The 14,927-nt window shown below is 69.0% G+C and carries 13 protein-coding genes; 5 read left to right on the top strand and 8 right to left on the bottom strand.

The features are described from left to right. Positions 1 to 44: 44 nt before the first annotated feature. Together AC0685_RS06330 and AC0685_RS06335 are read right to left on the bottom strand one after the other, a co-directional pair. Entirely contained in the window at positions 45 to 734 is a 690-nt protein-coding gene (locus AC0685_RS06330; protein ID WP_478224893.1) for a LysE family translocator, read from the bottom strand. After that, positions 683 to 1,246: a MarR family winged helix-turn-helix transcriptional regulator gene (locus tag AC0685_RS06335; protein WP_478224613.1), complete on the bottom strand. Its 564-nt coding sequence runs from the start codon at positions 1,244 to 1,246 to the stop codon at positions 683 to 685. The genes AC0685_RS06330 and AC0685_RS06335 overlap by 52 nt, the downstream gene beginning before the upstream one ends. Before the next feature lie 91 nt (positions 1,247 to 1,337). Between AC0685_RS06335 and AC0685_RS06340 the strand changes: the two genes are divergently transcribed. After that, positions 1,338 to 2,066 carry an SDR family NAD(P)-dependent oxidoreductase gene (locus tag AC0685_RS06340; RefSeq protein WP_478224614.1) on the top strand — a complete coding sequence of 243 codons (729 nt, stop codon included), beginning with the start codon at positions 1,338 to 1,340 and terminating at the stop codon, positions 2,064 to 2,066. A gap of 836 nt (positions 2,067 to 2,902) precedes the next feature. Here AC0685_RS06340 and AC0685_RS06345 read toward each other — a convergent pair. After that, positions 2,903 to 4,282, bottom strand: coding sequence for an amino acid permease (locus tag AC0685_RS06345; protein WP_478224894.1), 1,380 nt, complete (start codon positions 4,280 to 4,282; stop codon positions 2,903 to 2,905). Positions 4,283 to 4,476: 194 nt separating this feature from the next. Then, positions 4,477 to 5,364: a LysR family transcriptional regulator gene (locus AC0685_RS06350; protein WP_478224615.1), complete on the bottom strand. Its 888-nt coding sequence runs from the start codon at positions 5,362 to 5,364 to the stop codon at positions 4,477 to 4,479. Between the two features lie 72 nt (positions 5,365 to 5,436). Here AC0685_RS06350 and AC0685_RS06355 point away from each other — a divergent pair, with 72 nt between their 5' ends. Continuing rightward, entirely contained in the window at positions 5,437 to 6,432 is a 996-nt protein-coding gene (locus AC0685_RS06355) for a YeiH family protein (protein WP_340688428.1), read from the top strand. Here the strand turns inward: AC0685_RS06355 and AC0685_RS06360 are convergent. The 3 genes from AC0685_RS06360 to xsc all read right to left on the bottom strand — a co-directional run bounded on the left by AC0685_RS06360 (position 6,410) and on the right by xsc (position 10,990). Then, complete coding sequence (locus tag AC0685_RS06360; protein ID WP_478224616.1) at positions 6,410 to 7,402, bottom strand: phosphotransacetylase; 993 nt, start codon at positions 7,400 to 7,402, stop codon at positions 6,410 to 6,412. The genes AC0685_RS06355 and AC0685_RS06360 overlap by 23 nt on opposite strands. A gap of 67 nt (positions 7,403 to 7,469) precedes the next feature. Beyond that, positions 7,470 to 8,834 (bottom strand): aspartate aminotransferase family protein, encoded by a 1,365-nt coding sequence (locus AC0685_RS06365; protein ID WP_478224617.1) that lies wholly within the window; start codon positions 8,832 to 8,834, stop codon positions 7,470 to 7,472. Positions 8,835 to 9,181: 347 nt separating this feature from the next. Further along, positions 9,182 to 10,990 carry a sulfoacetaldehyde acetyltransferase gene (gene xsc, locus AC0685_RS06370; protein ID WP_125795585.1) on the bottom strand — a complete coding sequence of 603 codons (1,809 nt, stop codon included), beginning with the start codon at positions 10,988 to 10,990 and terminating at the stop codon, positions 9,182 to 9,184. A gap of 144 nt (positions 10,991 to 11,134) precedes the next feature. Here xsc and AC0685_RS06375 point away from each other — a divergent pair, with 144 nt between their 5' ends. Genes AC0685_RS06375 through AC0685_RS06385 form a run of 3 tightly spaced genes read left to right on the top strand, consistent with a single transcriptional unit; the run spans position 11,135 to position 14,562 of the window. Continuing rightward, the gene (locus AC0685_RS06375; protein WP_340688425.1) at positions 11,135 to 11,935 is read left to right on the top strand and encodes an IclR family transcriptional regulator; all 801 of its coding nucleotides are present in this window, start codon (positions 11,135 to 11,137) and stop codon (positions 11,933 to 11,935) included. A gap of 9 nt (positions 11,936 to 11,944) precedes the next feature. Beyond that, positions 11,945 to 12,877: an AAA family ATPase gene (locus tag AC0685_RS06380; RefSeq protein ID WP_478224618.1), complete on the top strand. Its 933-nt coding sequence runs from the start codon at positions 11,945 to 11,947 to the stop codon at positions 12,875 to 12,877. Beyond that, positions 12,874 to 14,562: a cobaltochelatase CobT-related protein gene (locus AC0685_RS06385; RefSeq protein WP_478224619.1), complete on the top strand. Its 1,689-nt coding sequence runs from the start codon at positions 12,874 to 12,876 to the stop codon at positions 14,560 to 14,562. Before AC0685_RS06380 ends, AC0685_RS06385 begins: the two co-directional genes overlap by 4 nt. Here the strand turns inward: AC0685_RS06385 and AC0685_RS06390 are convergent. Continuing rightward, positions 14,545 to 14,745, bottom strand: a complete 201-nt coding sequence (locus AC0685_RS06390) for an antitoxin (protein ID WP_125682836.1) — start codon at positions 14,743 to 14,745, stop codon at positions 14,545 to 14,547. The two genes, AC0685_RS06385 and AC0685_RS06390, sit on opposite strands and share 18 nt — an antisense overlap. Positions 14,746 to 14,927: the final 182 nt, after the last annotated feature.

The raw sequence follows: 14,927 nt of genomic DNA on the forward strand, positions 1-14,927 counted from the left end.
TCTCCTGTCACAGAGCCGGTTCATCCTGTCGCACGACCACACCGTCACACTCCCACCAAGGCGACGACGCCGAGTCCCAGCAAGATCACGCCCACGACCGAATCCAACGATCTCTTGACCGGCGGCCGGTTCAGGAACGGGTGGAGACTTCCGGCCGCGAACGCGAACCCGAACAACCACAGGGCGCTCACCGTGACATAGATGGCGAAGAGCACGAGCTCGGCGCCGAGGGCCGACGCCGCCGAACCCGGGAGGAACTGCGGAAGAATCGACAGATAGAACAGGCCGATCTTCGGATTCAGGCAATTCATGAGCAGTCCGCGCAGGAAGAAACCCGTGTTCCCGCGACCTTCCCGGTTCGGCGCGGGAGCAGGCGGCGACAGCGCGGAACGCAGAGCCATGACCCCGAGCCACATCAGGTAGGCCGCGCCGATCACCGTGACGACCCGGAAAGCCACACTGCCGTTGGCCGGCAACGCCGATAGCCCCACCACCGAAGCGATACCCCACAAGACGATGCCGAGCAGGACCCCGGCGGCGGTGCGCACCGCCGCCGGACGTCCGGCGGCGGCACTCGTCTGGAGCAGGAGCGCTTGGTCCGGCCCCGGAACGATGACGATGACCGCCGCCGCGGCCGTGAAAGCGAGCACAGTGAACAGTGTCAAGCGATCCCCCGGAGGGTTCAGAGGGCCGTACCGACATCGCCGACATGGGAAACACCGTGATCGTCGCACCGGCTCTGAACCTCGGCGAGCAGCACCCGCAACAGTGAGGCGAGTTGGGCCCGCTGCTCGTCGCTCAGCCCGGAAATCAGTTCGAGTTCCCGCTCGAGCACCCGGTCGACGGTCTGCTCCACCAGCGCGTGCCCGGCCGGAGTCAGTGTCACGTACACGCTGCGGCCGGGCGGTTCGGTGTGCCGCTCGACCAATCCGTCGCGTTCCGCGCGGGCCACCCGCTGCGAGATCGCTCCCGCCGTGACCAGGGTCGACCTCGCCAGTTCCCTGGTCGTCAACGAGTATGGCGGCGAGCTGCGCCGGAGCACGCTGAGCAGGTCCAACGTGGCCGAATCGACGCCGGAGTCGAAGAGGACGCGGCGGCGGTCCTCGCCGAACACCTTGGCCAGCTGCCACACCCGGGTCACGATGCCGATGGACTCGGTCGACGTTCCGGGCCGTTCGCGCTGCCACGCCGCCTCGATCTCGTCCGCCGCGTCCGGCGTCGGATCCTGTTCGGCCGCTGCACTCATCCAGACCTCCACCACGGTTGTCGCCACACGCCGCCCAGCCTATCATTTAGGTCTAAACGTGACAGGGATCGGCCAACACGAAGGAAGTCAGATGACTCGGACAATCCTGGTCACCGGTGGGGGCACCGGCATCGGCAAGGCCGTGGCGGCGAAATTCGCGGCATCGGACGCCGTCGTGCACATCACCGGACGGCGCGAGGACGTACTGGTCGCGGCGGCGGCCGAACTGGGCGGCTCGTCGGTCCGGCCACTCGTCTGCGACAGCACCGATCCCGAGCAGGTCGTCGCCTCGCTGGCCGAGCTGGACGGACCGATCGACGTGCTGGTCAACAACGCCGGCGGCAACACCGACTTCGATCTCCCCGAGCGGGATGGGCTCGCCGGAGTCCTCGCGCGGTGGCGCGCCAATCTGGACGCAAACCTGATCAGCGCGGTGCTGACCACCACCGCCGTGGAGAGCAGGCTGTCCGAAGGCGGATCGGTGATCCACATCGGGTCCATCGCCGCCGACCAGGGTGCCGGATCGTACGGCGCGGCCAAGGCCGGGCTGGCGTCGTGGAACGTCGACCTGGCCCGCCGGCTCGGCGCCCGCGGGATCACCACGAACGTGGTCGCGCCTGGCTACATCCGGGAAACCGAGTTCTTCCGGGACAAGCTCCCCGCCGAGCGGGCCGAGCAACTGGTCGACGCGACCTGCACCGGCCGTGCCGGGATTCCCGTCGACATCGCCGAAACGGTGTACTTCCTCGCTTCCGCGGGCGCTCGGCACATCACCGGACAGACTCTCGGAGTCAACGGCGGCGCCCACCCGAGCAGGTGAGGACCAGAACGGCGGCCCCCTCGTGGTCATCGGTTTGGACCCCTTGCACGCGGGTAGCCCCTTGCCAGGCCGGCAGACTCCCTGACGGCGGTGGTGTGCACGCGTCCCACCGCGTCACAGGGCGGCCGGCTTTCCCTTGGTGAGGGCGGAAAGTCCCGGGGGCAAGCCGGCCGTTCAGTGCGGCTCCGTCATCCTCACCGTCCTCGCGTCGTTCCACGACCTCCGTTCCCACGAGGCGAGGACGAAGCTGCCGTCACCGGCGTCCTCTCGTAGGGTTACTGTTCCGGGGCGCCGGCCCCGGAGTGGCCCAGGCGGAGAAGAAGCACGGCAGTGGATGGGCGGCGTCGAAGACCATTGTGGCGGGCCATCGCCTCCGCCGCCGAGGTGGCGGGTCGTCGTGACAGCTGGGCGCAGACGGTCTGTCTCGCCTGTGTGGAGACCTTGGGCCAGGTGGACGCGGCGATCCTGGCGTTGCGGGGTGGTTCACACGCCGAGGAGGTCTTGGGCGCCAGCGGACAGGGGGCCGCCGACCTCGCGGAAGCGCAGTACACCGTCGGCGAGGGACCCGGCGTGGAAGCGTTCACGAGCGGATCGCCGGTGCTGGTTCCGGATCTGAATATCGAGCAGGTGCGCTGGCCGGGTTTCGCGCAGGCGGGAGATCGACGGCGTGCTGGCGGTACGGGTCGAAAACGGCTACGTCACCGGCGCCTACCACGTCCGCAATCCCGAGAAACTTTCAAGCGTGACAAGGGAGATCACCGTGAGCCGGTGAACGGGGAAACGGCCCGCCCGCAGGAGAACCCGCGGGCGGGCCGGGCTTCACGGTGCCCGCCGGGTCACTCCCGGACGGCGGCCGGGGCCGCGTCCCTCGTGGGTTCGGGATCGATGGGCCCGGAGGGCACCTTGGCCACCGGCCTCCCCCGCCGCCGCCGGATCTCGAATCCGACGAGGATCAACGCGAGTGTCACCGCGCTGAGCCAGAACTGCGAGCGCGTCGACGGCAGCAGCGCCATCGCCAGGATCACCGCGGCCATCAGCGCGATGGTGGCATAGCTCAGCCACGGGAACAGCCACATCTTGAGCGTGAGCTTGTCCGGATCCTCTCGTTCCAGCCTGCGGCGAAGCCGCACCTGCGCGAGCGCGATCGAGAGGTACACGAACAGCGCGACGGCACCGTAGGAGTTGACCAGGAACTGGAAGATCAGATCCGGCGAGGTGTAGGCGGCGATGACGGACACGTACCCGATCGCGGTCCCGGCCAGGATCGCGCGCCGCGGCACACCGCTGCGGGAAAGCGCGGTGAAGGCCTTCGGCGCGTCGCCGTTGCTGGTGAGCGCGAACAGCATCCGCGACGAGGTGTACAGCGCCGAGTTCAGGCAGGAGAGCACCGCGGTCAGGACGATCGCGTTCATGATCGTGGCCACGGCCGGGATACCGAGCACCTCCAGCACGGCCGCGTACGGACTCACCGCGGTCGCCGGGTCGTCCCAGGACTTGATCGCGACGACGAGGAACACCGAACCCACGTAGAACAGCACGACCCGGAAGATGATCGACCGCATGGCCTTCGCGATCGCCTTCTTCGGTTCCGCGGACTCGGCGGCGGCGATGGTGACGATCTCCGCGCCGGTGTAGAAACCGATGCACGGGACCACCGCCGCGAGTACCGCGCCGATCCCGAGTGGCGCGAATCCGCCGTGAGAGACCAGATTCGTCAGTCCACCTTGGGCACCCGGCCAGAAGCCGAACAGGTACAGGGCACCGACGACCAGGAAGACGACGATCGCGACGACCTTGATCGAGGAGAACCAGTACTCGAACTCGCCGTAGGACCGGGCCGAGACCATGTTGGTGCCGGTGAGGATCAGGAGCAGGCCGAGACTGAGCACCCACAGTGGCACGTCCGGTACCCACAGCTGCAGGATCCGGCCGCCCGCGACGGCTTCGACCGCCACGACGATGACGAAGAAGTACCAGTACATCCAGCCGACGGCGAAACCCGCGCGGTTGCCGAGCGCTTCCCTCGCGTAGACGTAGAACGAGCCGAGCGCGGGTTTGGCGATCGTCATCTCCGCGAGCATCCGCATGATGAGCACGGTGATCAGGCCGGCGATGAGGAACGAGACCACCGCGGCCGGACCGGCCGACTGGATGACCACGCCGCTGCCGACGAACAGCCCGGCCCCGATGACGCCGCCGAGGGCGATCAAGTTCATATGTCGCTGCTTGAGCCCTGGTTTCAGGCCGCTGCTCTGTGCCGGGTCGGACGCTGAAGTCACGTCTCCTCCTTCTCGCACGCACCGCCGGGGCGGTGGCGCTGGGAGCTCCATTGTGGTTCCGGTCACCGTAGGAACAAGTCGGGCCCTGAGCGAGTGCCAGTTACGATGTGGGAAAGGGGTCCAGATACCACTCAGGACGGCTTGTGCGTCGCCAAGGCCAGCAGTTCCGCCGCCGGGCCGTCGAGGCGCCGTCCGACGGGCCAGACCGCGCGCAGGACGCGACCGAAGTGGACATCTTCCACCGCGACGACCACGAGATCGTGTCCGGCGACGTCCAGTGCGCTGATCACCGCGGGGCCCGCTCCCGCGAGTACGGCGTTGCGGACGGCGGACGCGGAACCCAGCTCCAGCAACGGTTTCACCGGCCCCACGCCGGCCTCGCGCAAGGCGGTGTCGACGGTCTCCCTGGTTCCGGAGCCGTGTTCCCGCACCACGAGCGGCGTACTCGCCAGCTCCGCCGGGGTCAGCCGACGACGTTCGCGCGCCCAGGGATGGGTGCCGGAGACGACCACCACGAGATGGTCACCAGCGACTTTCCGCGACGCGAGACCGGGCAGCGCCCCGGGCGACTCGACGAAGCCGAGGTCGACCTTGCCCTCGCGGGCCAGTACGGCCACCTGCTCCGAATTCGTGACCTCGAGGCCGAGGTAGAGGCCGGGGTTCGCGCGGTTGAGCTCGCCGATCCAGCCCGGGACCAGGTGTTCGGCCAAGGTCATGCTCGCCGCGACGCGGAGCTCTGCCTCGTGCCGGGTCCGCAGGGCCTCGGCGCCGTCGAGCAGCCCGTCGAGCTCGGCGAGCACGCGGCGCGCCCAGCCGGCGATCACGCGACCGTCCGGGGTGAGCGCGGAACCGCGGCGGGTCCGGTCCATCAGCACCAGACCGAGTCGTCGTTCCACAGAGGACAGCCGCTTGCTCGCCGACGCCTGCGCGAGTCCGAGGACGGCGGCGGCCTGCCCGATGCTGCCCAGTTCGCCGACGAGGACGAGCAGGCGCAACGAATCCAGCTCCGGTGCTGTCATAGCCAAACTGCATGATCTACCCGCCGTATTCCCGGCTACCGGCACCGTGCTTTCCGGACGACGCTCGTCAGCATGAGCACCACGTATGCGCGGCGGACGAAGCCGCATCTGATCGGTCTCGCCGTCACCGCGCTCGGTGTGGCCGTCGCGTATCTGCTGAGCACCGCCGTTCCCGTGCTCAGCGCCCTCACGCTCGCGGTCGTGCTCGGGGTGCTCGCCGGCTCGCTGCCGGTGCTCTCGGACGGCACCAGGCAAGCCATCGCGAAGGTGACGAAGAAGCTCCTGCGCGCCGGTGTCGTCCTTCTCGGTTTGCAACTCGCGCTCCCTTCGGTGCTTTCCCTCGGTCCTGGCACCCTGCTCGCGGTCGTGCTGACGGTCGGCCTCACGTTCCTCGGCACGCTCGGGCTGGGCAGGCTGATCGGCGTTCCGCGCGGTCTCGCGATGCTGGTCGCGACCGGGTTCTCCATCTGTGGCGCGTCGGCGATCGCGGCGATGGAAGGCGTCGTCGAGCGTGAAGACTCCGACGTCGCGACCGCGGTCGCGCTGGTCACCTTCTACGGCGGCCTGGCGATCGCGGCGGTCCCCCTCCTCGGCGGCCGGCTGGGCATGGACGCGCTGCGGCTCGGCGGCTGGGCCGGGTTGAGCGTGCACGAGGTCGCGCAGGTCGTCGCGGCCGCCACCCCGGCGGGGACCGCCGCCGTCGCGGTCGCCGTGGTGGTAAAGCTGAGCCGGGTCGTCCTGCTGGCGCCGATGGTCGCCGCGGTCAGCGTGCACGAACGCCGTCGCCGCCCGTCCGCCGGCGGGAAGCGCACGCCGCTGGTCCCGCTGTTCGTCCTCGGTTTCCTGGCGATGGTGGTGGTGCGCAGCACCGGGATCCTGCCGGGCGTCGCACTCGACGTCGCCAAGGTGGTCTGCACGCTGCTGCTGGCGGGTGCGCTCTTCGGGCTGGGCTGCGCGGTGCGGATCGGCACCCTGGTCCGCACCGGTGGCCGGGCGCTGCTGCTCGGCCTGCTCTCCACGTTGCTCGTCGGCACCATCGCCTACGTCACCCTTGCCGTGCTCGGCTAGCTTGGACGGCGCTCAAGAGCGCGAGCGTCTCGATGTCGGAGGCCGAGCAGCCGCGGGAGAGATCGTTGAGCGGCGCGGCGAGGCCTTGAAGGATCGGGCCGAGCGCGACGGCGCCGCCGAGCCGTTCGGCGATCTTGTAGCCGATGTTGCCCGCGTCCAGATTGGGGAAGACGAGGACGTTCGCGCGGCCGGCTACCGCGGATCCGGGAGCCTTGGCCGCCGCGATCGACGCCACCAGCGCGGCGTCGAACTGCAATTCTCCGTCCACGGGAAGGCCGGGTTCCCGCTGCCGCACCAACGAAGTCGCCTCACGGACGACGTCGACGCGCTGATGGGCGGCACTCCCCTGCGTGCTGAACGACAGCATCGCGACCACGGGATCTTCGCCCGTCAGGCCGCGATGGGTCGCCGCCGCGGCGAGCGCGATGTCCGCCAGCTGCGCCGCCCCCGGCTCGGGTACCACGGCGCAGTCCGAAAAGGTCAGCCGCCGCCCGTCCGGGAGCAGCAGCAGGAAGCAACTGCTCAAAGTGGACACCCCTGGGGCGAGGCCCACGACCCGGAGTCCCGCCCGCAGGACGTCGGCCGTCGGCCGGGTCGCGCCGGCGACACAGGCGTCCACGACGCCCGCTCGCAAGGCCGCGGCCGCCACGAACACCGGATCGCGCCGGGCGGCGTCGAGGTTTTCCGGACGACGCGCGAATCCCGCTGTCAGCGCGGCCTCGATCCCGTCGTCGGCAAGAGCGTCCGCGAGGTCCACGATCAGGTCGTCCGTGGCCCCCGCCGTGCGAAGGCGCGCCCCGTCACCGAAGAGCAGCGGCCGCACGATCCCCTCGTCCCGCAACGTCAGTGCGGCGCGGACGGCGCGCTCGTCGTCACCGTCAGGCAAGGCGACGCGGAGATCCCGGCCGCGCAACGCCTCCCGCCATGCGTCGAGCGTGGCGTCCGGCGTGACCTCGGTGGTCAGGCTCATCGAAGTACCTCCACGGACGAAGCGGGGGCCGCCGCGAAACGGCGACCCCCACCGGGTGAACAGAGGATCAGGGCTGGACGGCCTTCTCGACATCGTTGAGCATCGCGTCGACGCCGTGGAGAAGCTCGGTGAGCACCTCGCGATCGGCGACGAGCGGCGGCGAGATCATCAGCATCGTCGCGCCGCGATCGTCACCGCGGAGGATGACGCCCGTGCGCCGGAACGCCTCCGGGAGCACCTCGCGAAGCACCTTCAACGACTCCGCCTCGGTCAGCTCCCGGCCGCTGTCGCGGTCGGCCATCAGCTCGATGGCGTAGAAGAACCCGGTACCGCGGACGTCCTTGACGCAGCGGTGCGCGGACTTGAGCGAGTTCAGCGCGGCGAACAGCTCCGGCCCCTCGGTGAGCACGTTGTCGAGCACCCGCTCGTCCCGCATCGCGGTGAGGTTCGCGACGGCGACGGCGGTGGCGACCGGATGCCCGCCCCACGTGGCGCCGTGGGTGAAGACGCCACCCTTCGGGGAGTCGTACAGCTCGGTGACCAGCTTCTCGCGCACGATCACCCCGCCGAGCGGCGCGTAGCCCGACGTCGATCCCTTGGCGAAGGTGATCAGGTCCGGCACGACCCCGGTGACACCGTGCCCGAACCAGTGCCCCAGCCTGCCGAACGAGCAGATGACCTCGTCGGACACAAGCAGGACGCCGTATTTGTCGCACAGGGCGCGCAAAGCGGGCCAGTACCCCTTCGGCGGCACCAGCGCCCCGCGGCCGTTCTGCACCGGCTCGGCGAACAGCGCCGCGATCGTCTCCGGCCCTTCCTCCAGAATGACCCGCTCGATCGCCGTGACACAGTCCAATTCGGACGCCGGACCGCAGTCTCCCAGCAGTCCCAAAGTGTTCGGCACGTGCCGGACGCCCGGCATGAGCGGGCCGAAGGGCTCCTTGATCTTCGCCAGCCCGGTCACCGAGAGGGCGCCGATGGTCGTGCCGTGGTACGCCATGTCCCGGCTGATGATCTTCGTTCGCTCGGGCTCCCCCTGGCTGCGGTGATACTGCCGGGCGAACTTCAGCGCGGTTTCGACCGCCTCGGAGCCCGAGTTGACGAAGAACGTCGTCCCGAGGTCGCCGGGCGCGAGCTCGGCCAGCAGCGTGGCCGCCTCGATCGCCGGGGTGTGCGCCGAACCCCAGTTGCTCGCGTAGGCCAGGGTGCCGACCTGGTCGGCGGCCGCCTTGGCGATGTCCGCCCGCCCGTGGCCCATGTTGACGCAGAAGAGCCCGGCGAGCCCGTCGAGATGACGGCGTCCTTCGGTGTCGATCAGGTAGCTTCCCTCGCCGCGTACGAACACCGGGAAATCCGAGGCCCAGGTGTCCTTGCGGGTGAAGTGCGGGCCGAGATGCCGTCGAGCCTGCGCTCGCAGCTGGGTGACGTCCACCGGAGACCTCCTTCGAGACACGAGTCTGTGCTTCGACTTTCGCAACCCGGCTGGCACCGGCCCAGCACCAGAGCGGCGACGATCGATGGGTCCAGTTGCCCAGCCATGGGTGGCCGGTCCGTGAAGGCCTCCTTCCCTACTCTCAAGGTAGGGAAGGAGGCCTTCACGGCGTGGTCGCAAGCAGAAGGGGAGGACTGGGGGAAAGTCCCCTTCACGCCGTCGCGTGCGGACGACCACCTCGCCGCCCGATGGGCACTTCCAGCTTTCCCAGCTGAACGCGCGTGAAGGCCCCCTTCACCTTCGACCGAGCCAAGAGGAAGGGGGCCTTCACGCGCAAATAACGAGACCTACACGTAGTCCTTGTACTTCTCCAGGAACCGCACGGGCTTGGACAGCGCGTCCCGGCGGAACGGGTCGCCCAGCTCGCGGGTGCACATGATCTCGATGACGGTGGTCTTGCCCTCGTTCATCTGAGCGTCGACGGCGCGCTGCAGGGCGGGACCCACCTCGTCGAGTTTCTCGACGACGATGCCTTCCGCACCCATCGCCTTGGCGATCCCCGCGAAGCTCTCGCTCTCCAGCTCGCCCGCGACGAACCGCCGGTTGTAGAAGTCGACCTGGTTCTTCTTCTCCGCGCCCCACTGCCGGTTGTGGAACACCACCGCCGTGACCGGGATGTCGTGCCGGACCGCGGTCATGATCTCACCCATGCTCATCCCCCACGCACCGTCGCCGGCGTAGGAGATCGCGGGCCGGTCTGGCGCGGCGGCCTTGGCGCCGATGATGGTCGGCAGCGCGTACCCGCAGTTGCCGAAGCTCATCGGGGCGAAGAAACTGCGCGGCTCCTCGAAGCGCAAGTAGCTGTTCGCGACCGAGTTGATGTTGCCGATGTCGGTCGACACCATCACCCGCGGCGGCATCGCCTTCTCCAGCTCCCGCAACACTTCCCGGGGGTGCAGCCAGTTGCCTTCCTCGCTCTCCTGCTCCGCGATCATGTCGAGGCTGAACGGGTCGGTCTCGTGGGTCCAAGCGTCGAGCTCGGCCTCCCACGCGTCCTTCTCCGCCTTGATCTTCGCCGCGCGAGCGTCCTTTGTGGAGTCACAGGCCAGTGTACGGTCCGCCAGGCGCCTGGTCAGCGCGACCGCCGCGTCCTTGGCGTCGCCGCAGATGCCGACGGTGATCTTCTTGACCAGGCCGAGCATCTTGTGGTCCGCGTCGATCTGGATGATCTTCGCGTCCTTGGGCCAGTAGTCCATGCCGTGCTGCGGCAGCGTGCCGAACGGGCCGAGGCGCGAGCCGAGCGCGATCACGACGTCCGCCTGCGAGATCAGTTTCATCGCGGCCTTGGAACCCTGGTACCCCAGCGGTCCGCACCACTGCGGGTGGCTCGCCGGGAACGAGTCGTTGTGCAGGTAGCTGTTCACCACGGGCGCGCCGAGGCGTTCGGCCAGCGCCTTGCACTCCTCGACGCCGTCGGCCATCACGACGCCGCCGCCGGAGATGATCACCGGGAACTCCGCCGTCGCCAGCAGCGCCGCGGCCTCGTCGAGGCTCCGCTCGCCGCCTGGGCCGCGGTCGAGCCGGGCGGGCTCCGGGATCTCGGCCTCGATCTCGCCGTAGAAGAAGTCGCGCGGGATGTTGAGCTGCGTCGGGCCGAGTTCCGAGTGGGCCCGGTCGAAGCAACGGCCGGTGTACTCGGCCATCCGCTTCGGGTTGTTGACGTGCCCCTGGTACTTCGTGAACTCCTGGAACATCGGCAGCTGGTTGGCCTCCTGGAAGCCGCCGAGGCCGGTGCCCATAGTGCCCGCCTCCGGCGTCACGATGACGACCGGGCTGTGCGCCCAGTAGGCGGCCGCGATCGCGGTCACGCAGTTGCTGATGCCGGGGCCGTTCTGCCCGATGACGACGCCGTGCCTGCCGCTCACCCTGGCGTAGCCGTCGGCCATGTGCCCGGCGCCCTGTTCGTGCACGACCGGTACCAGCCGAATGCCCGCCGGCGCGAAGATGTCCATCGCGTCCATGAACGCCGACCCCATGATGCCGAAGATGTCGGTGACGCCGTTCGCCACGAGCGTCTCGACGAAGGCCTCGGACGGGGTCATCTTCTTCCGGCCGCTGACGACCACGCGGCCGTCACCCGTCTTCCGTTCCGTCATGTTGCGCTCCTTCGACAGGCAAGATTTACAAAAAACGATACGTGGCGTTCCTGAAATCAGGATACGACCGACGATAGGACGCGGATCGCCGAGCGTCAACGTCGGATTCTGAAAACCGAGACGAACTGTGCTACTTTCCGGAACATGGAGCTGCTTCGCGAACCCGATCCGATCAACGGGGACACGCCGACCATGCGGCTGTTCTCCCTGCTCGAGCTGATCGCCGCCAAGGACCAGCTGGTCTCCCTGCAGGGCCTCGTCGAGGAGACCGGCCTGCCGAAACCGACTCTGCACCGCATGCTGCAGCAACTCGAAGGGGCGGGCCTGCTGGTCCGCCAGGCCGACGGCCGCCACTACGGCACCGGCCACCGGCTGCGACGGCTCGCGGAGAACCTGCTCCTCAACGCGACCCACCACGGCGCCCGGCACGCCGTCCTGCGCCACCTCGTCGACGAACTCGGCGAGAGCTGCAACGTGACCACGTTGTCGGGCAACGAGATCGTGTACCTCGACCGGGTGGAGACGCCGGAGCCGCTGCGGTTCTACCTCCGGCCCGGCTCCCGCGTGCCGATCCACTGTTCGGCCAGCGGCAAGATGATCCTCGCGCAGATGAGCCCGTCGCAGCGGCGGAAGCTGCTCGCGCACGCGCCGCTCAAGCGGTACACGAACAAGACCCTCACCGACCTCGACGCGCTCGAAGCCGAGTTCACCCGCATCCGCCGCGACGGGTTCGCGCTCGACGACGAGGAGTTCCTGCCCGGCTTGGTGTGCGTCGCGGTCCTCGTGCCCGGGCGCGCCAACCTCTGCGTCGCCGTGCAGGCGCCCGTCATGCGCCTGACACCGGACAAGGCGCTACAGACGCTGCCCGCACTCCAGCGCGCGGCCGAGGCGATCAGCCGGGTCGACGCCGAGGGCGCGTCCGAACCGGAAAGTGTTCCGTCGTAAGGAGTTCTCATGATCCCCGAGCTTCGGCTCCCGGTACGCGAAGTCTTCGGCATCGATTCGGACCTCGTCGTCGGCGCGTTCCGAGAGCGCGGCGAGCACGTCCCCGAGGTCGACGAGGCGTACCGCTTCAACCCGGACGTGACGCTGGCCCTGCTCGCCGGCTTCACCCGCGACCGCCGGGTGCTGGTGCAAGGTCTGCACGGCACCGGGAAATCGACCCATATCGAGCAGGTCGCCGCACGGCTCAACTGGCCGTGCGTGCGCGTCAACCTGGACGGTCACCTCAACCGCCTCGACCTCGTCGGCCGCGACGCCGTCGTGCTGCGCGAGGGCAAGCAGGTCACCGAGTTCCAGGAGGGCATCCTCCCGTGGGCGCTGCAGCGGCCGGTCGCGCTGGTGCTCGACGAGTACGACGCGGGCCGCCCGGACGTCATGTTCGTGCTCCAGCGGGTCCTCGAACGGGACGGCAAGTTCACCCTCACCGATCAGAACCGGGTCCTGCGGCCGCATCCGTCGTTCCGGCTGTTCGCCACCGCCAACACGGTCGGACTGGGCAACCTCAACGGGCTCTACCACGGCGCGCAGCGGCTGAACCACGCGCAGATCGACCGCTGGAACATCGTGGTCTCGCTGAACTACCTGCCCGCCGCCGAGGAGATCGCGATCGTGCGGGCGAGGGTTCCCAGCGTCTCCGAGACGCTGGCGGCGTCGCTGGTCGCGGTGGCCGCCCTGACCCGCAAGGGTTTCCAGGCCGGTGATCTGTCCACATTGATGTCCCCGCGTACGGTGATCACCTGGGCGGAGAACATCGAGATCTTCGGTGATCCGGCGACGGCCTTCCGGCTGTCCTTCGTGAACAAATGCGACGAAGCCGAGCGGGACCTGGTGGCGGAGTACTTCCAGCGCTGCTTCGACGACGAGCTCCAGCTGCTCTCGGCATGACTACGGGGCAGGCGGAAACCCGGCGCCGCAACCAGGTCGAGGAGTTGTGTGCGGCCGCGATCCGGGCGCTCAGCGGCGATCCGGCGCTCCACTTCCGGGCACGACGGCTGCACCGCGGACGCGAACCGCTCCCCCTGCACGCACCGCATCTTCGTCCGTCGGCCGACGACGATCCGCTGTCGTCCCGCGGCATCGCGGACGGGATGGCGCTGCGCCTGACGTCCTCCGACGCCGCCCTGCACCGGAGCCTGTGCCCGCGAGACCCGGCCGAACGCGGGATTTTCGAGCTGCTGGAACAGTTCCGCGTCGAGTCGCTCCCGCCCGCGGACCTACCGGGAATGCGGCGGAACCTGCGCCTCCGCCATCTTCGCTGGTCACTGGAGTTCCACCGGTCCGGCCTGACCGAGACCGCACGCGGACTGCTGCTGTACACGGTCGCGCAGATCTGCCGGTCACGGATCACTGGCGAACCTGTGGTCGAGGAGACCGAAGACCTCATCGAGGCGACCAGGTTCGCGCTGGCCCCTTCGCTCGGCCACGACCTCGCCGGGCTTCGGCGGCACCGGACGGACCAGAAGGCGTTCGCCGAACACGCGCTGGCGATCGCCCGGACGACCGGCGTCCTGCTCGCCGGGACCGAGCAGGACGCCGAGGACGATGGTGATCCCACCGACCCGCGGTTCAGCCTCGTGATCGACTTCGACGCGAGCCTCGGCGAGCAGATTCCCTCCGCGACCGCCGGTACCAGCCGGACGTTGGGCGAATCCGGTGCGGCGTACCGGGTTTTCACCACCGCGTACGACCGCGAACGGCGTGCGTCGGATCTGGTGCGCCCCGGACTGCTGGCCGAACTCCGCGAACGGCTCGACCGGCGGGTCGCCAGGCAGGGCGTCGGGCCGGGACGGCTGGCACGCGACCTCAAGGCGGTGCTCGCCGAGCCCGCGCGCGACGGCTGGGACGGCGGCCAGGAGGAAGGCCGGCTCGACGGCCGCACCCTGGCGCAGCTGATCAGCTCGCCCACCGAACGCCGGATCTTCCGCACCGAGCGGATCGAACCGGTGGCGGACACCCTCGTCACGTTCCTGATCGACTGCTCGGGCTCGATGACCGCGCACGCGGAACCCGTCACGGCGCTGGTTGACCTCTTCGCGCGCTCGATCGAACTCGCCGGCGCGTCCTGCGAGGTACTCGGCTTCACGACCGGCGCCTGGAACGGCGGCGGACCCGGGCGGGAATGGAGACGAGCGGGACGGCCGCGCCATCCCGGCAGGCTCAACGAACGCCTGCACCTCGTGTTCAAGGACGCCGAAACCCCATGGCGCCGGGCGCGCCCGGATCTCGCGGCACTGCTGAAAGCCGATCTGTTCCGGGAAGGGATCGACGGCGAGGCCGTGGCCTGGGCCTGTGGCCGGATGCGCGCGCGAACGGAGGCACGCCGGATCCTGCTCGTCCTCTCCGACGGCAGCCCCATGGACAGCGCGACGAGCCTGGCGAACGATCCGCACTACCTGGACGAACATCTGCGGGAAACGGTGCCGCGGGAGGAGAACACCGTCGAGATCCGCGGGATCGGCGTGGGGCTCGACCTCAGCCCTTTCTACCGCCGCTCCCGGGTTCTCGACACCTCGGTCACGTCCGGGTACGCGCCGTTCCGGGAAGTCCTCGGGTTACTGACCCTGCGGTGAATCCTGCTGCCCCTCGCCCGGCTGCTGCTCGCCGCCGGACTCGCCGAGGTAGTCCTTCGCCTTGTCGGCGGCCGAGTCGATCTTGTCGGAGTGGTCACCGAAGCGGGATTTCGCGAAATCGGCGGCCTTGTCGACGTGCTCCCCGCTCACCTTGTCCTTCATGCCTTCGAAGTCGATACCCATGAGAACTCCTCACCTATTGTGAATACGCCGACTACCGGCGCATAACTCCCATCAAAGTCCCTTCGCGCTCCATCGCAACTTGAGCCGGACGGTTGGGTGAGTCGCGTGAACTTCACCTCATTTACCCTTTGCGGGTAAGGAAATCGGACTCGACCACCGCGAACGCGGATCGCCGGAGGTAG

The organism is Amycolatopsis sp. NPDC043889, assembly GCF_056435645.1.